This is a genomic window from Streptomyces sp. NPDC006733 (genome assembly GCF_040636125.1).
In the GTDB taxonomy this organism is placed as follows: Bacteria; Actinomycetota; Actinomycetes; order Streptomycetales; family Streptomycetaceae; genus Actinacidiphila.
In genome coordinates this window covers 1-24,145 of the sequence record NZ_JBEYJD010000078.1, presented here as the reverse complement: position 1 = coordinate 24,145, position 24,145 = coordinate 1, and the positions used below count along the sequence as shown (strand labels likewise).

Here is a 24,145-nt window from a genome sequence, read left to right as displayed (position 1 = left end):
GTGCTCCAGCGCGCGGACGACGCGTGGATGGGTGCGGTCGGTGGCGGGCTCCAGCGGCAGTTCCGGCGGGGGTCCCCGGCGGCGGCGGGCGTGGTGATCGGGTTCCGGCGGACAACCGAGCCCGGGGCGTATCCGCTACAGAGTCCTCAGCCGGACCCGGTCCGGCGCACCAGCGACCTTCAGCCACTTGGCAGGGCATGGGGAGGAGGCGGCCGGCGCGGAGAGATCGCGAGCAGCCGGAACAGCAGCACCGCGCGTCGCCGTCACGGCGCCGACCCGGCCCACTGTGCTCGTCGTCACGCCTCCCGCGGACCTACCGCGTCCTCGATGGTGGACTCGAAGGTGAAGACCTGATCGAGGCCGATCATGCGGAAGACGTGCATCAGGTCGGCACTGAGTCCCACGAGCACCAGCCGGGCTCCGGCCTCCTGCGCCCGGCGGTCGGCGCTGATGAAGACCGTGATGCCGGTGGAGTCGCAGTAGGTGAGGCCGGAGACGTCGATCAGCACGGGGACGTCGGCGCCGAACGGCGTTTCCAGCAGGAGCCCGGTCAGTTCCGGTGCCGTGTAATGGTCCAGGTCGCCCGTGACGGTGAGCACGGTGGCACCGCGCGGGTGCGTGTGTCGGGTGGCGGTCAAGGGGCGGTCGGTCACCGGTTCTCCTGAGCGGGGGGTGCGGGCGTGCTGCGGGGCGGGACGTCGAGCACGCCGACCACGGCGGTACGCGGTCGGGGCGTGCCGTCCGGGTGCGCACGGTCCAGGATCGTGGCGCGGCCGGCCGGGCCGGTGTACGGATCCGGGCCGCAGCCGGCGGACGCGGCCAGCTGGTCCTGCGGGGACGCGGGCTGCTCGTCCGCCGTGCGGCAGACGGTCGCCTCCTGCACCATGTCGCCTCCGGCCCTTCTCGACGGCCGTGCCTGTTGCCCCCGGCACGGCTGTCCTATCCTACGGATCACGTCAACGCGCTCTTGCGGGTGGTCGGCGGGCTTGCGGGTAGGCATGGACGGGGGCGGCCGCGCACGGCGTGCGCGACACCCTGGACGGCGGCAGGCACAGCTCCGGCGTCGGTGTCGGAAACGAGAGGACAGGCAGTGACGCGTGCGGAGGATGCCGGGCGGGCATCGACGGCGGACGGCGCCGACGTGTTCGCCGGCGACCCGGTGATCGGCCGGGAGCTGGCCCGGGTGGACTGGGCGGCGACCACCCCGCTGGGGGACCCCGAGGGCTGGCCTCAGAGCCTGAAGACGACGGTGAGCGTCCTGCTGTCGTCGAAGTTCTCGATGTGGATGGCGTGGGGGCCGGACCTCACGTTCTTCTGCAACGCCGCGTACCGGCGCGACACGCTGGGACGCAAGTACCCGTGGGCGCTGGGACGGCCGGCCAGTGAAGTGTGGGCGGAGATCTGGAGCGACATCGGCCCCCGCATCGATACCGTTCTGACCACCGGCGAGGCGACCTGGGACCAGGCCCTGCTGCTGTTCATCGAACGCTCCGGGTACCTGGAGGAGAGCTACCACACCTTCTCCTACAGCCCGCTGCGCGACGACGCCGGTGCCGTGGTCGGCATGCTCTGCGTGGTCAGCGAGGAGACCGAGCGGATCATCGGCGAACGGCGGATGGCGACCCTGCGCGACCTGGGTTCCGACCCCAGCGTGGTGCGCACCGAGCAGGAGATGCTCGACTTCGCCGGCCGCCAGCTGAGCCGCAACCTGCGGGATCTGCCGTTCACGCTGACCTACCTCTTCCAGGACGACGGCAGCGCCGCCCTGGCCGCGCTGACCGGCATCGACCGGAGCCACCCGGCCGCCGTCGAGGTCCTGCCACCGGACAGCGCGACGGTGTGGCCGACCGCCGCACCGGCCCGGGAGGAGACCACGCTGGTGCCGCTGGACGGCGCGGTGTTCGCGGACCTGCCCACGGGGGAGGGAGCCCAAGCGCCCCAGCAGGCGTTGGTGGTACCACTGCGGCAGCAGGGCCGCGCCCCCTACGGGTTCATGGTGGTCGGCCTGAACCGCTACCGGGACCTGGACGACGGCTACCGCGGCTTCGTGGAGCTGGTCGCCGGGCATGTCGCCACGGGTGTCGCCAGTGCCCGCAGCTACCAGGCACAGCAGCGCCGCGCGGAGGAGCTCGCGGAGCTCGACCGGGCGAAGACGACGTTCTTCTCCAACATCAGCCATGAGTTCCGTACCCCGCTGACCCTGATCATGGGACCGGTGCAGGAGCTGCGGGAGCGGCTCGCGGACTCGGACGCGGGCGTGCGGGAGGAACTGGAGGTCGTCCACCGCAACGGGCTGCGGCTGGGCAAGCTGGTCAACACCTTGCTGGACTTCTCCCGCATCGAGGCCGACCGGATGCAGGCCCACTACGCGCCGGTCGACGTGGCCGCGGTCACCGCGGAACTCGCCAGCGTCTTCCGTTCCGCCATCGACCGGGCCGGCCTGGAGTTCCACGTCGACTGCCCCCCGCTGCCGGAGACGGTGTTCCTCGACCGGAGCATGTGGGAGAAGGTCGTCCTCAACCTGCTCAGCAACGCGCTGAAGTTCACCTTCGACGGCGCGATCCGCGTCGCCGTCGGCGCCGAGCACGGTGCGGCGGTGGTCACCGTCAGCGACACCGGGATCGGGGTCGCCCCGGAGGAGATGCCCCGGCTGTTCGAACGGTTCCACCGCATCGAGAACGCGCGGTCGCGGTCGAACGAGGGCAGCGGCATCGGCCTGGCCCTGGTGAAGGAACTGGTCACGCTGCACGGCGGCGAGATCAGCGCCGTCTCCGAACCGGGCGAGGGCACCCGGTTCACCATCCGGCTGCCGTTCGGCTCCGCCCACCTGCCCGCGGGCGCCGTCCTGGCGCGGACGGACGCTCCCACCGGGCCCGCCGCGACCGACCCCTTCGTCCAGGAGGCGCTGCGCTGGCTGCCCCACGAGCCGGCCACGCCGGCCGGGAGCGCCGAGGCCACGGCTGCCGTGGACGGATACCTGGACGGCTCGACCCCCGGCCCGGCACCGGCGGCCCACGTCCTCATCGCCGACGACAACGCCGACATGCGCGAATACCTCCTGCGCCTCCTGCGCGGCGCAGGCTACCGGGCCAGCGCCGTCAACGACGGACGGCAGGCCCTGCGGGCCATCCGCGCCACCGCCTTCGACCTGGTGGTCAGCGACGTGATGATGCCCCATCTGGACGGCCTGGCCCTGGTCGCGGAGTTGCGGGCCGACCAGCGCACCGCCTCACTCCCGGTGCTGCTGCTGTCCGCCCGCGCCGGGCAGGAGGCGTCCATCGAGGGACTGCAGGCGGGTGCCGACGACTACCTCGTCAAACCGTTCGCCGCCGCCGAACTCCTCGCCCGGGTCCGGGCGAACGTCGAGCTGGCCCGGCTGCGCAGCCACCACACCCGCTGGCGCACCGCGCTCGTGGACTCCCTGCAGGAAGCCTTCTTCGTGTGCGACGAGGACGGCGCCGTGATCGAGACCAACGCGGCGTTCACCGACATCGTCGGCTACGGACCCGAGGGGCTGCCCTACCAGCCGGTCCACCCCTGGTGGCCCGACCCCGTCGCCGACGCCGCCGCGTACGGGCAGGCCCACGACGCCTTCGCGCTGCTGCTCGGCAACACCAAGGGCTCCTACACCATCCCGATAACCCACCGTGAGGGTCACCGGGTGTGGGTGACGGCCACCTTCAACCAGGTGGACGATCCCGACAGCGGACGCCACGTGACCGTCGGCACCTTCCGTGACGTGACCGCCGAGCACTACGCGATCCAGCGCGAGAGCGCCCTGGCGGCACTGGGCACCTGCCTGGCGCGCGCCACCAGCCTGCCGGAGGCACTGGCCGGTGCGCTGGAGGAACTGCAGAAGCTGTGGGGCGCCCGCGGCGTGCTCGCGGCGGTCTTCCACCACGGCGATGTCCCCCGGCTGACCGCCACCGCCGACGCGCCGGCCTGGACGGATCTGCCCGCGGAGCGACGCCGGATGATCGAGGACATGCGCCTGGGGCCGGTACTGACCCCGGTCGCCGACCCCACGGGGGCCGGCATCCTGCTGGATTTCCCCGACGGACCGCTCGTCGTGTGGATCGACCTGGGGGAGAACCGGCCCTTCACCAGCGAGGACCAACTGCTGTTGTCCCTGCTGGCCGGTCACCTCGCCCAGGGGCTCAACCGCGCCCACCAGATCGACCAGCAGCGGGAGACCGCCATCGCCCTGCAACGGGCGATCCTCGGCCCCTCCCAGCTGCCGGACGGGTTCGCCGTCCGCTACGAGCCCGCCATGCAGCCCCTGGAGGTCGGCGGCGACTGGTACGACACCGTCGCGCTGCCCGACGGCCGGATCGGCATCGTCGTCGGGGACTGTGTCGGCCGGGGCCTGGAAGCCGCCAGCGTCATGGGCCAGCTGCGCAGCGCCTGCCGCGCCCTGCTGCTGCAGGACGCGCGGCCCGCCCAGACGCTGATGGCACTGGACCAGTTCGCCGCCGGGGTGCCGGGCGCGGTGTGTACCACCGTCTTCTGCGGTGTCCTCGACGCCGACACCGGACGGCTGACGTACTCCAGCGCCGGCCACCCGCCCGGCATCCTCGCCCATCCCGACGGCACCACCCATCTCCTCGAGGACGGCCGCTCCCTGCCGCTGGCCGTCCGGACCGGCAACCCGCGCCCGGAAGGCGCCTGCACCATCCCGGCCCGATCCACCCTGCTGCTGTATACCGACGGCCTCGTCGAACGCCGCCGCCGTCCGATCAGCGCCGGCATCGAGCAGGCCGGTGCGGCCCTGCAGGACGGCCGGGACACCGCCGTCGACGACCTCGCCACCCACGTCATGTCCCGCCTGGCCCCGGGCGACGGCTACGACGACGACGTCGCGCTGCTGCTCTACCGCCACCCGGGCCCACTGGAGATGGCCTTCCCCGCCGAATCGTCGCAGCTCGCCCCCGTCCGTCAGCGGCTGCGCGGCTGGCTCGCCCAGTGCGACCTGCCGCCCACCACCGTGCAGAGCGTCCTGGTCGCCGCGGGCGAGGCCTGCGCCAACGCCATCGAGCACGGCCACCGTGACGCCCCGGGCGACCCCATCCACTTCCGGGCCGAGGCGTTCGTCGACAACCTCCGCCTGACCATCGCCGACAGCGGCTGTTGGAAGGACCCGCAGCCGGAGCGCAACACCCACCGCGGGCGCGGCATGAGCTTGATGCGCGCCCTGATGCAGGACGTCACCATCACCCCCGGCCCGACCGGCACCACCGTCGACATGCAAACGAGGATTGCCTGATGCCCACGCCCCTGACCCTCGCCGGCGGACGACGGGCCGACGGCACCGCAGTGCTGACCGCCGTGGGGGAGATCGACATGAGCAACGTCGGGGAGCTGGCCGCAGCCCTCACCGAGACCCCCGGCGCCCTGGTCCTGGACCTGACGCGCGTCGAATACCTCGACAGCGCCGGCCTGAGCGTGCTCTTCGCGCACGCGGACCGCATCGAACTCGTCACCAACCCCGTCCTGGAACCCGTCCTGGCCATCTCCGGCCTGACCGACCTCACCACCGTCCACGGCCGCTGACACCGCGGCGAAGGGCGGAGCGGGCGGGGGCAGGAGGTGCGACCACCAAGCCGCGGCGGGCGCGCCACGGCCGCCGCCCGCGACCCCACACCCCCGGGCGGCGTGGCCGGCACGGCTCAGATGACACGCAGCAGCATCAGGGCGGTGTCGTCGCTGGTGAGCCCCTGAGCGTGGGTGGCGACCGCGGTGCGCAGATGGGTGATGGTGTCGGCGGCGTTCATATGGCGGGTGCCGGCGAGGGCGACGGCCAGGGCGTCATCGCCGAACATCGCGTGGCCACGGGAGCGCCGGGCCTCGGTGATCCCGTCGGTGTACAGCAGCAGGGCGTCGCCCGGGCCCAGGTGGAAAGCGGTCTCGGTGAGGTGGATCTCGTCGGGCCGCAGCAGGGGCTGATGAGAGTGCCCGGGGCGTCGAGCTCCTCGACCCGGCCGTCGGTACGGCGGATGAGCGCCGGCAGGTGGCCCCCGCTGGACAGGTGCCCGCTCACACCGTCGGCCCGGCGGCGCAGGACGGCCAGCGCGATGGTCAGGAAGCGGTCGGTGATGCGCTGGTCGACCATCGCCTGGTGCAGCCGGTGCAGGACGACGGCCGGACGGGGATGCTGGGTGGCCTCGGTGCGGATGGTGTACCGGGCCAGAGCGGTGACCTTCGCGGCCTCCACCCCCTTGCCGGAGACATCGCCCATCACCGCACACCAGCTCGCGTCCGGCGTGGGAAACAGGTCGTAGAAATCCCCGACGACCTGGGCGCCGGTGGCGTCCGCGGGCAGGTAGAGCGCTGCCACATCCAGGCCCGGCACCACCGGCAGGTGCGGCGGCAGCAGACTGTCCTGCAAGGTGCGGGCCAGGACCGCCGACGTCCGGGCCAGCCGGGCGGAGGCCGCCTGGGCGGCCTGCGCCTCTTGGAGGGCCTGGCGCAGCGCGATCTCGGAGGAGACCGAGCGCGCCAGCGTCTGCAGGGCGGTGACCTGGGCGGGGGTGAAGGCACGCTGCTGGGAGTCGACCACGCAGAAGCCGCCGAGCACATGGCCGCCGGGGGAGACGACCGGAAACCCGGCCCACGCGCCGATGTCCAGCGCGTCGACGGCGGGCAGGTCCTTGATCCGCGGGTCGGCGCGGGCATCCTCCACGATCAGCGGGGCCCGGGTGACGATCAGCAGGTGCGTGGGGCTGTCGGTGATTCGGTCCTGGCGGCCCAGCGCGGGATCGACGCCGACCGCGCTCTTCCAGAAGGAGCGGTGCCCGTCGGCGACGGTGAAGAACGCCATCCGCGCCCCGGTGATCGCCAGAGCCAGCTGCGCCAGATCGTCGAACGCCCCTTCCGGGGCGCTGTCCAGCAGGCCGGACGCCGTGACCGCGGCCAGCCTCGCGGGGTTGACGACCGCGCTCAGCAGCGCCGCGCCGTCGGTGTCGCCGCTGGTGTCCAGAGAGAGTGGCATCCAGGCCCCGTTTCAGCGTGAGACCGTGCACCGCCGGCGAAGGCGCATCGGGTCATCTACGGGGAAGACTACGGGCACAGCGCCCGGGCCCTGCCCGTTCCGCTGCACGGACCTGCAGCAACGGCCTTTCCTCTTCCATGAGGTGGTTGAGGGCTCCTGGCGCCGGGGCTTGATACCGTCCCGGCGCGCTGGCGCCCGATGACTCAGTGTGCGCGCAGGGGACCGGTGTTGAGCCCCCTGCGGCGGAGTTGGGCGAAAGCCTTGTGCGTTCCGTCCGGGCGGCCTAGCGTCTTTTTCATTCGAGCACCCACCCCCCTGCTCGACATCCGTCGGAATTGTTAGCGTTAACAGATCATCTTCAGGAGCGGGACTGCGACGAGTCGGAGACCTGCTCCGCTTCACCGAACCCGCCGACGACCCCCCAAGCGATCTCAAGGATCCAGCGGCGCGCCGGGGCGGGACCGCCCGACCCACGTCCCTGCCAGGGCGCCGTCGTAGCGCCCGGATCAGCACCGCATCCTTGCCGCTCGATGGACCCCACCCACCGAACGGCGCACCGAGGGCTCCCCGTCCAGACCCGCCTGCCCTCCCGCGACGACCGGGGTCCGCCCCCATCGCGTGCAACCCCCAGCCACGGCTCCTGCTCTGCTCCCTGCACGCCCATGGCCGCTCGGCCGGGCGCTGTTCCGATCCGCCGCTGCGCCGGCCTCGTGCAGACCACCCCTGGAAATCGAGGAGAGAAATGAAACGACTCTGGTCCGCTCTGCGGCGCCGCACCGCCGTGCTGGCGGCGGCCTTCGCCGTCATGCTCGTCGCGGGCATCCTGTCGGGCAGCACGGTCTCGCAGGCCGCGTCCTCTCAACCCTGCGATCTCTACACCGCTGGCGGCACCCCGTGCGTCGCCGCGCACAGCACCACCCGCGCCCTGTACGGCACCTACAACGGGGCGCTCTACCAGGTGCGGCGCGCGTCGGACAACGCCACCCGCGACATCGGGGTCCTCAGCGCCGGCGGATACGCCGACGCCGCCGCACAGGACTCGTTCTGCGCCCGGACGAGCTGCGTCGTTACGATCATCTACGACCAGACCGGCCGCAACAACCGCCTCACCCAGGCACCCCCGGGCGGATTCAACGGCCCCGCAGCAGGCGGCTACGACAAGCTCGCCAACGCCACCATGGCGCCGGTCACCCTCAACGGCACCCGCGCCTACGGGGTCTTCATCTCGCCCGGCACCGGCTACCGCAACAACGCGACCAACGGGATCGCGACCGGTGACCAGCCCCAGGGCATGTACGCGCTCTTCGACGGCACGCACTACAACGACGGCTGCTGCTTCGACTACGGCAACGCCGAGACCAACAGCCGCGACAACGGCAACGGGACCATGGAGACCATCTACTTCGGCAACAGCCGCAGCTGGGGCTCCGGCACGGGCAACGGCCCGTGGGTCATGGCGGATCTGGAGAACGGCCTGTTCTCCGGGGTCAACCCCGGCTACAACGCCAACGATCCGACCGTCAACCACCGCTTCCTCACCGCCATCGTCAAGGGCGCACCGAACCACTGGGCGATCCGCGCCGGGAACGCCCAGGCCGGAGGGCTGTCCACCTACTACGACGGAGCCCGGCCGAACGCGTCCGGCTACAACCCGATGAAGAAGGAAGGCGCGATCATCCTCGGCATCGGCGGCGACAACAGCAACAGCTCCGCCGGCACCTTCTACGAGGGAGTCATGACCTCGGGCTACCCCTCCGCCGCCACCGAGAACGCCGTGCAGGCCAACATCGTCGCGGCCGGCTACGCACCGGGCTCCGGCGGCGGCGCCGCTCTCAACACCGGCTCGACGATCTCCCTCCGGGCCACCACCGCGTGCTGCACCACTCGCTACCTCAGCCACTCCGGCACGAGCGTCACGACGGCGAGCGTCACGGCCACCAGCCCGACGGCGGACAAGTCCAACGCCTCCTGGATCGTCCGGCCCGGCCTGGCCAACGCCGCCTGCCGCTCCTTCGAGTCGAAGAACACGCCGGGGGCCTACCTGCGGCACCAGAACTACCAGTTGTACCTGCACGCAGGCGACGGCAGCGCGCTGTTCGCCAACGATGCCACCTTCTGCTCGCAGGCCGGTGTGAACGGCCAGGGCAACACGCTGGTCTCCTACAACTTCGCCGACCGCGCCATCCGCCACTACGCGAACGCCGGATACGTCGCCTCCAACGGCGGCGCCAACACCTTCGACGCCCCGGCCCTCTGGCCCGACGACGTCAGCTGGGCTGTCACGGCCCCCTGGACCCCCTGACCCCCGCACCGGTGGCGGCCGCCCACCAGGCGGCCGCCACCGGGACCCCGGCCCGCGGGGACGACGGCGCCCCGGTGGCGCGCGGCGCGGTGACGTCGTCAGGCGAACACGACTTACTGCCGCGTGGCACGCCATATCATCAGTTCATGCCCCACAAGCCCTATAGCGCCCAGCGCCCCGACACTTCGGTCGACGGGGCGGTGACGACCGGGATCGTCGCCCGCCGCCTGGGCGTCGCGCCGACGACCATCCGCTCCTGGGAACGGCGTTATGCCCTCGGGCCCGTCGCCCGGCAGCAGGGGCGCCATCGCCGATGGACAGCCGAGGACATCGCCCGCCTCGAGTACATGTGCCAGTTGACCGGACAGGGCGTTCCCCCTGCGGAAGCCGCACAGATCGTGCTGCACCGCTCCCACCCGGCCACGCGCGGCCCGCAGGCGGACACCCCGCAGGACAGCCCCGCCACTCCGCCGGGCCCGCACGCCGCACCCTACGATGGCATCCGCCAGGAGTGCCGCGGACTGGCCCGCGCCGCCGCCCGGCTGGACACGGTCGCGGTCCGCACCCTGCTCGACACCGCCGTGTCGGCGCACGGCCTGGTGCCGGCGTGGGAGCAGGTCTTCGCCCCCACGCTGCACAGCGTGGGACGCCAATGGGCGACAACCGCCTCGGAGCGCCACGTGGAGGTGGAACACCTGCTGTCCTGGGAGATCTCCTGCGCTCTGCGCCGCCTTCCGCACCAACCGGCGCAGGGCGGCACGGCACCGGTGATCCTGGCGTGCGCCCCCGACGAACAGCACAGCCTGCCGCTGGAGGCCCTGACCGCCGCACTGGGCGAACGAGGCGTTCCTGCCCGCATGTTCGGCGCCGCCCTGCCGGCCGAGTCCTTGCACGCCGCCGTCCGCCGCATCGGCCCGTCCGCCGTGCTCTTATGGGCGCACGCCCCTTCGACCGCGGACCATGGACTTGTCCGGCGGACCGTCTCCCTTCGCTGGGGGCCGTCGGGGGCCCGCGTGAACCCGACCCTGTTCGTCGCAGGGCCGGGTTGGGGAGCGACCACCCATGGCCCGGACGTCAAGCGCCTGCACACGCTCGCCGCCGCCGTCGACACCATCGAAGCGCTGCTGCGGGACGCCGGATAGCAGGGGCTGCCGGAGAACATCGGGCGGACCAGCGGCTACGGGAACCGCCCTCACAGCCGAGGCGCGAACAGGGGCGCACGCACCGCCTCCACGGAGTCTTTCCGTGCCCGGATCCTGCCTGCGTCCCGGCTCCGACGCCGACGTTCAACCTCGAAACGCTGCACAGACGACGCGACTTGTCAGCTGTCCGCCGCCGCTCGAAGGTATCGGGTGCCGGCCTGCACCGTCCCGGACCCGCCCGTCCGTGCGACTGCCGCGACCGCGTCAGCAGTTGGAGGAACCCACCTATGCAGCGGTCGTCCGTCGTAGAGACCATGAGCAGGGCATGCCAGGGGGACCCGACCGATCTTCCGGTCCGGCTCTGCGCGGCCATCAGCCACTGTCTGACGATGGACGGTGCGGCGATCTCCCTCCTGACCGACAGCGTGTACGCACAGTTCCTGGGCGCCTCGCACCCGGCCGCTCTGCAATTGGAGAACGTGCAGTTCGCAGTCTCCGAAGGGCCAGGAGTGACCGCGGCCGCGACGGGACAGCCCGTGATCGTCCCCGATCTGCACCATGTCGTGACACCCTGGCCGTTCTTCGGCTCCCTCGCGCGCGAGCAACTGCGCGACGTGGGCGCCATCTACGCCCTCCCGTTGATGATCGGCGGAAACACGGTCGGCACCGTGACCTTGTTCCGCCATGAGCCGGGCCGGCCCGCCACGGACCTCGCCGAACTCAGCGACATCGCCCTGGTCACGGCCACCGGGTTCCTGTGGTCCGCCTTCCAGCCGTTGACCGGAACGGGCGAACTGCCCCCGTGGGAGCCCACCAGCGTCCTCGCCGCCCACTGGGGGGCCGCCCACTGCGCCGCCGGCGCCCTGGCCGAACAGGAAGGCATCACCGCCGAGGACGCCCTGGCCCGCATACGGGGCCGCGCCTTCGCCTCCGACCGCACTGTGCCCGAAGTCTCGGCCGACATCATCTCCGCACCGCCGGACCCCCGCTCCTCCGCCTGACCACTCCGCGCAGGGATCACCGGCGCCGCGCGGCCGGGCAGCGGCCGCAGTCCGGGAGCGCCGTCGCCGCTCAGGCGGGCAAGCCCGGTGTTCCGGTGCTGCTGATGGCGACCTTGCCTTTGCGCAAGGTCAGGATCCGGTCGGAGCGCGCGGCCAGGGTCTGGCTGTGGGTGACGACGATGACGCACTTGTGCTGCGCGTGCGCCAACTCCTGGAAGATGCCGATGATGCCGTCGGCGGTGTCCTCATCGAGGTTGCCGGTCGGTTCGTCGGCGAACAGGATGTCCACGTCGCAGGCGAGCGCCCGCGCGATCGCGACGCGTTGCTGCTGGCCGCCGGAGAGTTTCAGGACGTTGCGGTGGGCCAGGTCGGGGTCGAGCCCGACCTTGGCCAGCAGCGCCAGCGCGTGGGCCTTGCGCCGCCCGGTGGCCGGCTTGGTGCCGGTGATCTCCATGGCGGTGACGACGTTCTGCAGCGCCGTCATGTAGGTGAGCAGGTTGTACTGCTGGAAGACGGTGGCGGCGTGCTGGTTGCGGTAGCGGCCCAGGCCGAGCTGGGCGAGGTCCTGGCCGTCGAAGCGGATGGTGCCCTTGGTGGGGCTGTCGAGTCCGCACCGAACGCACCCTGACCATCGCGAACACCGGCAGCGTGGTGGAGCCGGAGCAGGTCGCCGACCTTTTCGAGCCCTTCCGCCGCCTCGGCCAGGACCGCATCGGCACCGCCGGCCACGGCCTGGGCCTGTCCATCGCCCAGTCCATCGCCACCGCCCACCGCGCGGACCTCACCGCAAGCCCCGGCCGGGACGGCGGACTGACCGTCCGCGTCACCTTCCCCGGCGCCTGACGGCTCCTTCGGGCCCCCGTCCCGCAGGGGAGGTCACCGGTGCAGGGACGGCCGGTAGATCAGCTCTTGGATGCGGCCGTCGAGCGTCCGGCTCTCGATCAGCTCCAGGTCGAAGTCCGCCGCGCCCTGGAAGATCGGATCCAGGCCCGTGCTCCCGGTGATCACCGGGAAGACCGTCACCTGGACGCGGTCGACCAGACCGGCGGCCAGCAGCGCCCGGTTCATCGACAGGCTTCCGTGGGAGCGCAGCGGCACCGCGGACTCCTCTTCAGCCGGGCCACGGCCGCGACGGCGTCCTCGCGCGCGACCGTCGCGTCCTGCCACTCCAGGGGCTCGTCCACCGTGCTCGACACCACCGTGGCAGGCAGTTGCAGCATCCGGGTGACCCAGGCGTCGTGCACGGACTCCTCGGTGCCGGATGCCAGGATGCCCACGAACGCCCGGTAGGTGCGGGCCCCGAGGACCATCCGCTGCTGCGGGGTGTACTGGGCCAGGCGGTGGGCGAGGAATTCGGGCCCCTGCTTGCCCCAGTACCCGCCCCAGTCGCCGCCGGCGGCGCCGAAGCCGTCGAGGCTGGAGAAGACGTCGAACGTGTAGGGAGCAGACATGCGGTCCTCCGTGCGGTGGGAAGCGGCTGAGGGGTGATCGCGCCGGTACAGGTACCGACCGGCCGTCGCGGCAAAACTCATCGCCGGTGAGCCCGGAAGCCGGCCACCTGCACCGGAGGGGCCTTCCGGCGGCGAGGATGCCGCGCCCCGACCTGTTGCCGTTGCCCGGGTTGCTTCCCATAATCACGCGCCGGCCGTGTTCTACGACCCGGCTCCCAGTGACCAGGAGGCGCCATGCGCAACACCACACTCGGCACACTGTTCGCGGTCGCCCTGCTCGTGCCGACCCTCACCGCGTCCGGCCGACCCCCCTCCGACCGGCCCCCGACGGCGACTTCGGTGGCGACCCGGGCGACGACGGCGCAGACGGCCACGGCGGCGAGCGCACACCACGGCGGCCGCAAGGTGATCCTGGACGCCGACATGGGCCAACTCAACGACGACGCGGTCGCCATGTTCATGCTCGCCAAGTCCCCGTCCGTCGACTTCCTCGGCGTGACCGTGGTCAGCGGCAACACCTGGGTGGAGGAGGGCACCGCGTACGCGCTGCGGCAACTCGAACTGATCGGCCGCAGCGACATCCCGGTCGTGCCGGGGGCGGGCGAACCGCTGATGCCGGGCCGCAAGGAGCGGTTGGGCGCCGAGAACACCCTGTACGGCACAGCACCGTGGACCGGTGCGTTCGAGTCCCCCCGGCCGGCCGCGTACGACCATCTCGCCGAGCCGCCGTACGGCGGCTATCCGACCACCCGCCCGCAGGCCTCGGCCGCCGCCGACTTCATCGTCGCCCAGGTCAAGCGGTACCCCGGCCAGGTCACCGTGTTCGCGGTGGGTCCCGCCACCAACCTCGCGCTGGCGGTCAGGACCCACCCGGAGATCGTGCCGCTGGTCAAGGAGGTCATCTACATGGGCGGGGCCTTCGACAAACCGGGGAACATCACCCCCGCCGCCGAGTTCAACTGGTGGTTCGACCCGGAGTCGGCGCGGATCGCGGTCCGCACCCCGTTCCGCACCCAGACCATCGTGCCCGACGACGTGTGCGTCAAGATCCGCTACACCAAGGCGCGGTACGACGCCATCACGGCGGGACCGCCGACCGCGATCAAGAAGATCTTCAAGGATCTGCAGGGCCCGGTGTTCGCCGCCGACCCCGGCCACAGCACCTTCCTGTGGGACGCGCTGACCGCCGCGGTCTTCCTCGACCCCACCATCGTCACCACCGCACAGCAGCGCTACGTCGACGTCGACGCGACCTTCGGCCCCGACTACGGGCGCTCGCTCGGCTACGCGCCGGACGAGTTCGCGGCGCCCAAGAACCCGGCGGGAACCCAGCGGGCCACCCTCGTGCTCGACCTGGACCTGCGACGTTTCTGGGACCTGTACACCGGGCTGCTGCGCCGGCCCTGAGCGGCGGTCGGGAAATCGGGGCCGGTCCGACCTCTTGCGGTTGCGGGGGTTGCTTCTCATAATCCGGCTGCAACACGAGTTGGCAACTCGTGTTGCAGCCGCTCGATTCCCCCCTGCGATCCGCTCCGGGAGCTTCTCCATGGCAACACGGCAGGACGTGGCACAACTCGCGGGCACCTCGCCCTCGGTGGTGAGCTATGTACTCAACGACGGTCCCCGGTCGGTGGCCCCGGCCACCAAGGAACGGGTCCTGGCCGCCGTACGGCAGCTCGGGTACCGGCCGAACGCGGTCGCCCGATCGCTGCGCATGAGCCAGACCATGACCCTCGGCCTGGTGGTTCCCGACGCCGCCAACCCCTTCTTCGCGGAACTGGCCCGCTCCTTGGAGGGCCACGCCTGGGCCGCCGGCTACACCCTGCTGGTCGGCAACACCGTCGACGACCCGGCCCGCGAGGCCGGCTACATCCGCACCTTCGTCGACCGGCACGTCGACGGCCTGGTGCTCATCCCGTCCCACGGGGACCAGCCCTGGCGGGCCGAACTCGCCCGCTCCGGCGTGCCCAGCATCGTCTTCGACCGCGAACTGGAGGGCGTCGCCGCCTCCCACGTGCTGGTCGACAACGTCCGCGGTGCCCAGGAGGCCACCGAGCACCTGCTGGCCCACGGCCGGCGCCGCGTCGGCTGCATCGCGGGTCCGCTGGGCATCCACCCCACCGTCGACCGGGTCGTGGGCTGGCGCCGGGCTCTGGAGCAGGCCGGCTTCAAGGCCGGCTCGGGCTCCGGCGGCCGGACCGGCTGGGAGGCCTGCCCGCAGGCCGCGCCGCTGCTGCACGGCTCGTTCGGGCGCCTGGACGGCTACCGCTCGGGGCGGGCCCTGCTGTCGCGGGACCGGTCGGTGGACGCGCTGTTCGTCACCTCCGACGAGCAGGCCGCCGGAGTGCTGCGGGCGGCGACGGAACTGGGGATCCGGGTGCCCGACGACCTCGCGCTGGTGTCCTTCGACGGGATCGCGGCGGGCGCCTACACCTGCCCGGCCCTGTCGACCATGCGCCAGCCGTTCGAGGACCTCGGGGGCACGGCCGTGCGCCGGCTGCTGGAGCGGATGCGCGACCCCGACCTGGCCCCCACCCGCGACGTGCTGCCGGTGGCCCTGCTGGCCCGCGGCTCGTGCGGGTGCCCCGACCCTGCGGGCGGCGAGCACGACGAAGGCCTCCACGAAGGAACAACCGACGGCACGGCCGGCGCCCCCACCGACCCGGAGAACGACGATGCGTGAACACCTGGTCGTGGTCGGCAGCCTCAACATGGACCTGTCCATCACCGTGCCCCGCCTCCCGGACCGGGGCGAGACCGTCTCCGGCGCCGACGTGGTGCGCGGCGCGGGCGGCAAGGGAGCCAACCAGGCGGTGGCCGCCGCCCGGCTCGGCGCCCGGGTCCGGATGGTCGGCCTGCTCGGCGACGACGCCTTCGGCGCGGAGCTGCGCGGGAGTCTGGTCACCGAAGGCATCGACGACCGCGCGGTCGCCGACCTGCCCGGGGTGGCGTCCGGGCTCGCGCTGATCGTGGTCCAGCACGACGGGGAGAACACCATCACCCTGTCGCCCGGCGCCAACCGCCATCTGGACGTCCCCGCCTTCCAGGCGCTGACCGACGCCCGGGCGGTGGGCGCGGCCGACACCGTCCTGTTCCAACTGGAGGTCCCGCTGCCCACCGTCCTGGCCGCGGCCCGCGCGGCCCGCGCGGCCGGGGCGCTGACCGTCCTGAACGCCGCCCCGCTGCCCGGGCCGGGGCCGGCCTCCGACGTGCTGGCCGACCTGCTGTACGAGGTCGACGTCCTGGTCACCAACGAGTCCGAGGCCGCCGGGCTGCTGCAGCTGCCCGGCGCCCCGGCCGGCACGGCGGAACAGGACTGGGCCGGCTGCGCGGAGAAGCTGCGGCTGCTGGGACCGGCGACCGTGGTGATCACCCTCGGCGCGGCCGGCGCGGTCGCCGCGGGCCCCGGGCAGCGGGTGGTCGAACCCGGCTTCGCGGTCGACGCCGTGGACACCGTCGGCGCGGGCGACGCGTTCTGCGCGCAGCTCGCCCTCGCCCTGGGAGCCGGCCGCCCGCTGGCCGACGCCCTGCGCCGGGCCTGCGCGGCGGGCGCACTGGCCGCCACCCGCCGGGGCGCCCAGGCGTCCCTGCCCTCACGGGCCGAGGTCGACGCCCTCCTGACCCACCCGGGAGCAGCCGATGCGTGACGACGGCCTGTGGCATCCCCGGCTGCTGCACCTGATCGCCTCCCTCGGCCACGGCGACCTGCTCGTCGTCGCCGACGCCGGGCTGCCCGTCCCCCCGGGCGTCGAGACGGTCGACCTGCTGTGGCAGCGCGGCGAACCCCGCTTCCTGCCGGTGCTGGCCGCCGTCCTCGGCGAACTCGTCGTCGAACAGGCCACCGTCGCCCACGAGGTGACGGACCCGCTGCTGCTGGCCGGCTTCGCCCGGCAGTTCACCGCGCTCGGCGCCGACCGCGTCGAGCGCGTACCGCACGAGCGGCTGAAAGACCTCACCCGGCACGCCCGCGTGGTCGTCAGGACCGGCGAGGCCACCCCGTACGCCAATGCCGTGCTCCGCGCCGGAGTGCCCTTCTGACCGGGGCTCGCCCCACCGGTCGTGACCGCCCCACGCTCCCACCCCCGCACCACGCTCCCTCCCCGCACCACGCTCCCTCCCCGCACCCGCACCCGTACCTCCGCATGCCCACCCGTAGGAAAGGCAGTTCAATGACGAACAGCAGATTCGTGCTCCCCACCACCGCCCTGTTGCTGGCCGCGGCCCTGACCGGCTGCGGTCAGGAGGGCGACGGCAGCACCCCCGCCGGCGGCAACCCGGGCACGAACAGCGCCAAGGGCGGCAAGCCCACCGTGTGCCTGGTGATGAAGTCCCTCGGCAACGAGTACTTCCAGACCATGCAGAAGGGTGCCGAGGAGCACGCGGCCAAGCGCGGTGACCTCACGCTGCACTCCAGCGGCATCCAGAACGAGACCGATATCGACGGCCAGATCACCGCCATCAACCGCTGCATCACCGACCGGGCCGCCGCCCTGGTGGTCGCGCCCGCCGACTCCCGAGCCCTGGTCGCCCCGCTGGGCCGGGCCGCGAAAGCCGGACTGAAGATCGTCAACATCGACGTCAAGCTCGACGACGGCGCCCTGAAGTCCGCCGGCCTCGACATCCCCTTCGTCGGCCCCGACAACCAGGAAGGCGCCCGCCTCTCGGGCGCGGCGCTCGCCAAGGCCCTCGGCACCGGCGGCAAGGTCGTCATCCTGGAGGGCAACCCCGGCGCGGCCAACGCCCAGCAGCGCAAGGCCGGATTCGTCGCCGCGGCCGCCGCCGGCGGCCTCACGGTCGTGGACTCCAAGACCGCCCACTGGGAGACCGACGAGGCGTACACCGTCGTGAGCAACCTGCTGACCACCCACCCGGACCTGCAGGGCGTGCTCGCCTCCAACGACTCGATGGCGCTGGGCGCGGTCAAGGCCATCAGCGCGGCCGGCAAGAAGGGCAAGGTCAAGATCGCGTCCTTCGACAACATCGAGGCGATCCGCCCCTACGTCAAGGACGGCAACGTCGTCGCCACCGTCGACCAGTTCGCCGCCCAGCAGGCCGGCGACGGCATCGACCAGGCGATGAAGGCCCTGGCCGGGGAGAAGCTCCAGCCGTGGGTGAAGACCGACCTCAAGGTCGTCACCGCATCCGACCTGGGCTGATGGCACCGAACCGGAGGCATCACCCATGACCGGATCCCACCCCACCACTCCGCCGCCCGCGCTGGAGGCGCACGGCATCAGCAAACGCTTCCCGGGCGTCGTGGCCCTTGACGACGTCCAGCTGCAGCTGCTGTCCGGCGAGGTGCACGCCCTGCTCGGCGAGAACGGCGCCGGCAAGTCGACCCTCGTGCGCATCCTGGCCGGCATCCAGCCGCCCGACAGCGGCACCCTGCGGCTGGCCGGCGCCCCGTACCGGCCCGCCGGGCCGGCCGCCGCGATGCGCTCCGGCGTCCAGGTCGTCCACCAGGAACTCAACCTGCTGCCCAACCTGACGGTGGCCGAGAACCTGTTCTTCCAGAACCTGCCGCGCCGCTACGGACTGGTCCGGCGCAAGGAACTCCACCAGCGGGCCGAACAACTGCTCGCCGAGGTCGGGCTGGCGGTCGCGCCACAGACGCCGGTGGCGCGCCTCGGCATCGCCCAGATGCAGCTGCTGGAGATCGCCCGGACCCTGTGGCAGGACTGCCGGGTCCTGGTCCTGGACGAGCCGACCGCCACCCTCACCCCGCGCGAGACCGACCGGCTGTTCACCTTGCTGCGCCGGCTCACCGCGCGCGGCACCGCCGTGCTGTACATCTCCCACCACCTGGAGGAGGTCTTCGACATCGGCGACCGCATGACGGTCTTCCGCAACGGCCGCCACGTCACGACCCGGCCCCTGGCCGGGACCAGCACCGCCGAACTGATCCGCCTCATGGTCGGCCGCGACCTGGCCCACGAGTATCCGCCGCACGTGACCCGCGCACCGGGCCCCGAGCTGCTGCGCGCCGACGGCCTGCAACCGCGCGGCGGTCAGCCGGTCTCCTTCGCCCTGCACGCCGGTGAAGTCGTCGGCGTGGCGGGACTCGTCGGCTCCGGGCGCACCGAGACCGTCCGGGCCCTGTTCGGGGCCGACACCCCGGCGGCCGGCCGCGTCCTGGTCAACGGCCGCCCGGTACGGATCCGTTCGCCGCGGGACGCGGTCAGGAACGGCATCAGCCTGGTCACCGAGGACCGCAAGAGCCAGGGGCTGGTGCTGGACATGCCGCTGGCGGCGAACATCACGCTGGCCGCGACCGGCAAGGTCTCGCGCGGCGGCCTGCTGCGCCGTGCCGAGGAGACCCGCCTGGCCCGGCTGGCGGTGGACCGGCTCGCGGTGCGCACCCCGGGGGTGCACCACCCCGTGCGGTCCCTGTCCGGGGGCAACCAGCAGAAGGTCGTGCTCGGGCGCTGGTTGCTGGCGGGCACCGACATCCTCATGGTCGACGAGCCCACCCGGGGCATCGACGTCGGCGCCCGCTACGAGATCCACCAGCAGCTCATCGACCTGGCGGCCGACGGCAAGGCGCTGCTGGTCGTCTCGTCCGACCTGCCGGAGCTGATGGGGATCTGCGATCGGATTCTGGTGTTCTCCCGGGGCCGGATCGCCGGCGAGGTACGGCGCGCGGACTTCGACAGCCCGACCATCCTGGCCCTGGCCTACTCCGGCTACGTCACGGGGGACGACCCGGCGCCGCACCCGCCGGCCGCACCGGCACCGGCCGATCCGGCGAAGCAACCCCCGGCCGCACCGGCGCCGACCCACCTGGTGAAGCAACCACCCGCCGCGCCGACGGACGAACCGTCACAGCACCCGACGGACCGACCAGTTGGGGGAGCGGCCGACGCATCCGCGCACGCGACCGGATCCACCACGGCATCCGCGACAACGAACGGTGACCTCCCATGACCCTGACCTCCGTATCAGCCGAGCCCAAGCGTCCGCACCCGGCGTCGTCGCTGGCCCGGCAGGTGATGGGCGAGGCGGGCATCGGCATCGCCCTGCTGGCACTGGTCGTGATCTTCGCCCTGACCACACCGCAGTTCGCCACCTCGGTCAACCTCACCCACATCGCCACCGAGATCACCTTGAACACGATGCTCGCGGTCGGGATGACCTTCGTGATCCTGGTGGGCGGCATCGACCTGTCGGTGGGCTCGGTGATGGCCCTGTCGGCCGTCGTGTCCGGCGAGATCCTCACGGCAAGCGGTCTGTCCACGCCGGTGGCGGTGCTGCTGGCCGTACTGGTGGCGACCCTGGTGGGCATGGCCTGCGGGCTGGTCAACGGCCTGGTCTCGGAACGCTGGCGGGTGCCGTCGTTCATCGTCACGCTGGGCATGCTCAACGTCGCCCGCGGCGCCGCGCTGCAGTACACCAACGCGGGCACGCGCTACGGCTTCCCGGAGGGCTTCGCACGCTTCGGCACGTCGACGCTCCTCGGCATTCCGACGTTGTTCTGGATCGCGCTGCTGATGGTGGCCGTAGGCCATCTGGTGCTGACCCGCACGGTGTTCGGACGCCTGGTGTTCGCGATCGGGAGCAACGAGGAAGCCGTCCGGCTGTCCGGCCACCGCACCGCGCCCGTGAAAGTGGCAGCGTTCGTGATCGCCGGGTTCACCGTCGGCATCGCCGCGGTGACCTACATGGCCCGGCTCAACATCGCCAGCCCGATCCTGGGCAGCGGCTATGAGCTCAGCGCGATCGCGGCGGTGGTGATCGGCGGCGCCTCCCTGTCCGGTGGCAAGGGCTCGATGATCGGCACGCTGCTGGGAGCCTGCCTGCTGGGTGTCCTGACCAACGGGTTGCTGCTGATGGGCGTGTCCGACTTCCAACGACAGATGATCACCGGTGGGGTCATCATGGTCGCCGTGGTCATCGACCACTACCGCGGCCGCCTCGCCGCCCGACTGCCGGCCCGCACCTGAAAGGCGCCGCCCCGCGCGACGATGATCTCGCCGTAGGGGAGCCCCCGGCTGCAGGACGTACGGTGGTCTCGTCTCCGGACGACAGCCCTGCACCGGGCTTGTCGGTCGACGCGTCCATTGAGGTCTTTGCGTGCTGTCAGAGGGAGCCCCAAATGATCGTCGCCTCGGCCGCTGACGGTCCCCTGAAGCGGCCGGTCACCGACCGGCTTGCCCCCCGGATGCGTCGCGGCGCCCGGCGATCACCGACGGGGGATCGCCCCGCGACCCTTCGCGACCCGGCCGTACCCCAGCGCGTCGGCTCGACCGCGCGTCGGTGATCAAGAGAGACGTTCCGGCGCTGCACCGACCCAGGTCGTCGGTGCCGAAAGGAACGCACGGATGGCGCGACCTGGTCATGCCCGCGCTCCTGCTCGGCGTGCAGTGGGCGGCATGGCCGGACAGCAACCGCGCACTGGTCGCGGTCAGTACCGCCCTGGCCTGCGGTGCGCTGATCTGGCGTCGGGTCATACCCGAGCTGGCGCTGACCGGGACCCTGGCGGCTGTACTGCTCGGTGCGGGCGCGGGTGCGGTCGGCGCGCCGCTCGCCGCGCTGGTCGCGCTGCGCGCGCTGGCGGTGCACCGCACGGCCGGGTCGGCGCTCGCGGGAGCGGCCCTGGCCACGCTGGTGGCCGCCGGGAGTGCCGCTGTCCTCGGGGAGTCCCTGCGGACGGTGGCGGGCGTGACGTTGGTCGCCGCCGGAGGGGCCGCCGTCGCCTGGGCGATGGGCCGTTCGGTGCGGCGCCGGCAGGCCGACCGGTCCGCCCTGCTCGCGTTCCGCGGCGGCACCGCCGCAGTGCCTCGTTTCGCGGCGCTGGCCGAACGGGACCGGCTGGCGGCACACCTGCACGACGTCGCCGCGCACCGTCTGACCGGGATTGTGGTGTCGGCCGCCGCCGCACTGCACCTCGGCGGTGCGGAACGGGCCGGTGAGGCGTTGGGTCATGCGGTGCGGGAGAGCCGGCAGGTGGTGGCCGAACTGGACCGCCTCACCGGGCTGGGGGAGCGCGGTACGCCGGTGACGCTCGCCGACATCGACGCGCTGGCCGCCCAATACCAGGTCGGCTACCGGCACCCGGTGGACTACCGGCGCACCGTCGACGCGGCGCCCGGGGCCGCCACGGAGGCGGCGTACCGCGTGGTCCGGGAGGCGCTGACCAATGCGGCCCGGTATGCCGGCGGCGCGGTGGTGCGGGTACGGGTCGAGCGGTCCGCCGGAGCCGGCCACGCTCCGGGGCTGACGGTGACGGTCACGGACGAGGGCGGTACGGTCGCCGCGTCCGGCCTCGGAACCGGCCACGGCCTGGCAGGGCTCGGCGCGGCGGTCATCGCGGCCGGCGGGACGCTGTCGGCGGGTCCCGCGGGCACCGGCTGGGCGGTGCGCGCACACCTGCCCTTGGACGCGGTGGCCGCCGGACGCCGGTGGCCCGTGTGGCGCGGGCCGGTTGCCCTGGACTGGGCGTTGGTGCCCCTGGCGATCGGCCTCTCGCTCGGCGCGAGCCTCCTGTCGTCCGGCGGGCCGGACTCCTTCGACGGCCTCCGGCCCGCGGTGCTCACGGTCCTGCTGTCGGGGCTGCATGCCGTGCCGTTGGCCTGGCGGGCACGCGCCCCCGGCCGCGCTCTGGCCGCGGTGCTGTTGGCGCTGGTGTGGTGGCTGGGCTGCGATCTGGCCGGCTGGACGCAGCCGCCGGTCAGTGACATCTTCCTGGTGTACTGGTGGGTCGAGCTGACGCTCGCCTACAGCGCCGGGGCCTATCTGCCCGGCCGTCGCAGCCGACTCGCGCCCCTGGCCGTGGCCGCCGTGGGCGGCCTCGCGCTGGCCAGCGGCAGCGGCATCGTCGGCAACCGGCTGGCGGCTTGGGCGGTACTGACCGGCATGCTGGCACTCCCGTCGTTCGCCGTCTGGTCCCTGGGACGCTTCGTTGCCCGGCGCCGGGAGCGGCTGCGGGTCGCTGCCGCCCACCGGCGGGAACAGCTGGAGGAGGAGGCCGACGCCGCGGTACGCGACCAGCGCGCGCAGATCGCCGCCGGGCTGCGGGTCTCCGCGCACCGTCATGCCCGCGCGGTGGTCGATGCCGCCGAGGCCGGACAGCTGGGCAGCGTCCTGGCCCACGCGCGCGCCGGGCTCACCGCGCTGCGGGAACTGCTGACCGACCTGCGCGGCCTGCCCGGTGGGGACACCCCACCCCCTACCGTCGCCGGCATCGCGGCGCTGGCCACCCGGTACGGGGCCGGCGTCCACCACCGTGGCCGGCCGCGCCCCCTGCCCGTTGCCGTGGAGGTCTCCGCCTACCGGACGGCCGCGATGCTGATGGCCACCGGAGCGACGCTCACCGTGCTCTGTCGGGATGAGGGCGTTGAGGTCTCCGGTCCCCGACCCGCCGATCCGGGCGTGGAGCGGCAGTTGCGGTCGATGGCCGACGCCACCGGCGGTACTCTCTCGACGACCGACGACGGTGCGGTATGGGTGTGGCTACCGGGGGTGTTCCCATCGGAATCAGGGTGACGATTGCGGACGATCAAGCCATGGTCCGTGCCGGGATCGCGGCCATCATCGACGCGGAGCCGGATCTGTGCGTCGTGGGGCAGGCCGCGGACGGCGACGCCGCGGTCGACGTCGTGCTGTCGCTGCGACCGGACGTCGCCTTGATGGACATCCGGATGCCGGGCATCGGCGGGCTGGCGGCGACCGCGCAGATCACCGCGCGGACCCCGCAGACACGCGTCCTGGTGCTCACCACGTTCGACCTCGACGAGTACCTGTTCGCCGCGCTGCGCGCCGGCGCCGCCGGCTTCCTCCTCAAGGATGCCGAGCCGGAGCGGGTCATCGACGCAGTGCGGGTGGTCGCTGCCGGGGCAGCGCTACTCGATCCGGCGGTGACCCAACGGTTGATCGACCGTTTCGCGTCCGGGCCCGGCCCGTTCGACACCACGCGGCTGGAGCGGCTCACCCCGCGCGAGACCCAGGTGCTGCGGCACGTCGCGCGCGGGCTGGCCAACGCGGAGATCGCCGAGGTGCTCGGCATCAGCGCGCCCACCGTCAAGGACCACGTGTCGATGGTTCTCCACAAACTCGGCGTGCGTGACCGGGTCCAGGCGACGATCGCCGCGTACGAGAGCGGTCTGATCCGTCCCGGCACCCGCTGAACCGCCGACCGGGAAGGACAGGCGGCCGTCCGTACCTTCCACGAGGTTGCCGGCTCGAGGCTGCGGGAAGCACACCGACTCGGGCCGGCCGACCCGCCCGTTCTCCTCAACCCCGCCGTGCGGCGGGGTCAGCGCCCC

At 72.6% G+C, this 24,145-nt stretch carries 18 protein-coding genes and 3 pseudogenes; 15 read left to right on the top strand and 6 right to left on the bottom strand.

Going from position 1 to position 24,145, the window contains the following annotated elements; genetic code table 11:
- Positions 1–296: 296 nt before the first annotated feature.
- The gene (locus ABZ721_RS38540) at positions 297–653 is read right to left on the bottom strand and encodes an STAS domain-containing protein (RefSeq protein ID WP_358793490.1); all 357 of its coding nucleotides are present in this window, start codon (positions 651–653) and stop codon (positions 297–299) included.
- The gene (locus tag ABZ721_RS38535) at positions 650–886 is read right to left on the bottom strand and encodes a hypothetical protein (protein ID WP_358793489.1); all 237 of its coding nucleotides are present in this window, start codon (positions 884–886) and stop codon (positions 650–652) included. The genes ABZ721_RS38540 and ABZ721_RS38535 overlap by 4 nt, the downstream gene beginning before the upstream one ends.
- 204 nt (positions 887–1,090) lie before the next feature.
- On the opposite strand from ABZ721_RS38535, the gene ABZ721_RS38530 reads away from it, so the two are divergent.
- A complete protein-coding gene (locus ABZ721_RS38530; RefSeq protein ID WP_358793488.1) occupies positions 1,091–5,263 on the top strand; it encodes a SpoIIE family protein phosphatase in 4,173 nt (1,390 codons plus the stop codon).
- Positions 5,263–5,550 (top strand): STAS domain-containing protein, encoded by a 288-nt coding sequence (locus tag ABZ721_RS38525; protein WP_358793487.1) that lies wholly within the window; start codon positions 5,263–5,265, stop codon positions 5,548–5,550. Before ABZ721_RS38530 ends, ABZ721_RS38525 begins: the two co-directional genes overlap by 1 nt.
- Before the next feature lie 116 nt (positions 5,551–5,666).
- Here the strand turns inward: ABZ721_RS38525 and ABZ721_RS38520 are convergent.
- A pseudogene (locus ABZ721_RS38520) lies at positions 5,667–5,945 on the bottom strand (SpoIIE family protein phosphatase); the annotation flags it as partial.
- Between the two features lie 131 nt (positions 5,946–6,076).
- Positions 6,077–6,817 (bottom strand): annotated as a pseudogene (locus ABZ721_RS38515) (GAF domain-containing protein); the annotation flags it as partial.
- Between the two features lie 976 nt (positions 6,818–7,793).
- Here ABZ721_RS38515 and ABZ721_RS38510 point away from each other — a divergent pair.
- The 3 genes from ABZ721_RS38510 to ABZ721_RS38500 all read left to right on the top strand — a co-directional run bounded on the left by ABZ721_RS38510 (position 7,794) and on the right by ABZ721_RS38500 (position 11,433).
- Positions 7,794–9,290: an alpha-L-arabinofuranosidase B gene (locus ABZ721_RS38510; protein WP_358793492.1), complete on the top strand. Its 1,497-nt coding sequence runs from the start codon at positions 7,794–7,796 to the stop codon at positions 9,288–9,290.
- Positions 9,291–9,436: 146 nt separating this feature from the next.
- A complete protein-coding gene (locus tag ABZ721_RS38505; protein ID WP_358793486.1) occupies positions 9,437–10,432 on the top strand; it encodes a MerR family transcriptional regulator in 996 nt (331 codons plus the stop codon).
- Positions 10,433–10,746: 314 nt separating this feature from the next.
- Positions 10,747–11,433 carry a GAF domain-containing protein gene (locus tag ABZ721_RS38500; RefSeq protein ID WP_358793485.1) on the top strand — a complete coding sequence of 229 codons (687 nt, stop codon included), beginning with the start codon at positions 10,747–10,749 and terminating at the stop codon, positions 11,431–11,433.
- A 70-nt stretch (positions 11,434–11,503) separates the two neighbouring features.
- Here ABZ721_RS38500 and ABZ721_RS38495 read toward each other — a convergent pair whose 3' ends face one another.
- Positions 11,504–12,016 (bottom strand): ATP-binding cassette domain-containing protein, encoded by a 513-nt coding sequence (locus tag ABZ721_RS38495; protein WP_358793491.1) that lies wholly within the window; start codon positions 12,014–12,016, stop codon positions 11,504–11,506.
- 65 nt (positions 12,017–12,081) lie between these two features.
- Here ABZ721_RS38495 and ABZ721_RS38490 point away from each other — a divergent pair, with 65 nt between their 5' ends.
- Positions 12,082–12,276, top strand: a complete 195-nt coding sequence (locus ABZ721_RS38490; RefSeq protein WP_358793484.1) for an ATP-binding protein — start codon at positions 12,082–12,084, stop codon at positions 12,274–12,276.
- Between the two features lie 33 nt (positions 12,277–12,309).
- On the opposite strand, the pseudogene ABZ721_RS38485 reads toward ABZ721_RS38490, so the two are convergent.
- Positions 12,310–12,884 (bottom strand): annotated as a pseudogene (locus tag ABZ721_RS38485) (dihydrofolate reductase family protein).
- Positions 12,885–13,118: 234 nt separating this feature from the next.
- Here ABZ721_RS38485 and ABZ721_RS38480 point away from each other — a divergent pair.
- The 9 genes from ABZ721_RS38480 (at position 13,119) to ABZ721_RS38440 (ending at position 24,007) form a co-directional block, all read left to right on the top strand.
- Complete coding sequence (locus ABZ721_RS38480; protein WP_358793483.1) at positions 13,119–14,291, top strand: nucleoside hydrolase; 1,173 nt, start codon at positions 13,119–13,121, stop codon at positions 14,289–14,291.
- 139 nt (positions 14,292–14,430) lie between these two features.
- Entirely contained in the window at positions 14,431–15,567 is a 1,137-nt protein-coding gene (locus tag ABZ721_RS38475) for a LacI family DNA-binding transcriptional regulator (RefSeq protein WP_358793482.1), read from the top strand.
- Entirely contained in the window at positions 15,560–16,531 is a 972-nt protein-coding gene (locus ABZ721_RS38470) for a ribokinase (protein WP_358793481.1), read from the top strand. Before ABZ721_RS38475 ends, ABZ721_RS38470 begins: the two co-directional genes overlap by 8 nt.
- Positions 16,524–16,922, top strand: a complete 399-nt coding sequence (gene rbsD / locus ABZ721_RS38465; protein WP_358793480.1) for a D-ribose pyranase — start codon at positions 16,524–16,526, stop codon at positions 16,920–16,922. Before ABZ721_RS38470 ends, rbsD begins: the two co-directional genes overlap by 8 nt.
- A 131-nt stretch (positions 16,923–17,053) precedes the next feature.
- Complete coding sequence (locus ABZ721_RS38460) at positions 17,054–18,040, top strand: sugar ABC transporter substrate-binding protein (protein ID WP_358793479.1); 987 nt, start codon at positions 17,054–17,056, stop codon at positions 18,038–18,040.
- Positions 18,041–18,065: 25 nt separating this feature from the next.
- Positions 18,066–19,808 carry a sugar ABC transporter ATP-binding protein gene (locus ABZ721_RS38455; protein WP_358793478.1) on the top strand — a complete coding sequence of 581 codons (1,743 nt, stop codon included), beginning with the start codon at positions 18,066–18,068 and terminating at the stop codon, positions 19,806–19,808.
- A complete protein-coding gene (locus ABZ721_RS38450; RefSeq protein ID WP_358793477.1) occupies positions 19,805–20,824 on the top strand; it encodes an ABC transporter permease in 1,020 nt (339 codons plus the stop codon). Before ABZ721_RS38455 ends, ABZ721_RS38450 begins: the two co-directional genes overlap by 4 nt.
- 358 nt (positions 20,825–21,182) lie before the next feature.
- Positions 21,183–23,366 carry an ATP-binding protein gene (locus ABZ721_RS38445; protein ID WP_358793476.1) on the top strand — a complete coding sequence of 728 codons (2,184 nt, stop codon included), beginning with the start codon at positions 21,183–21,185 and terminating at the stop codon, positions 23,364–23,366.
- Between the two features lie 20 nt (positions 23,367–23,386).
- On the top strand, positions 23,387–24,007 hold the full coding sequence (locus ABZ721_RS38440) for a response regulator transcription factor (protein WP_358793475.1): 621 nt from the start codon (positions 23,387–23,389) through the stop codon (positions 24,005–24,007).
- Positions 24,008–24,145 lie beyond the last annotated feature (138 nt).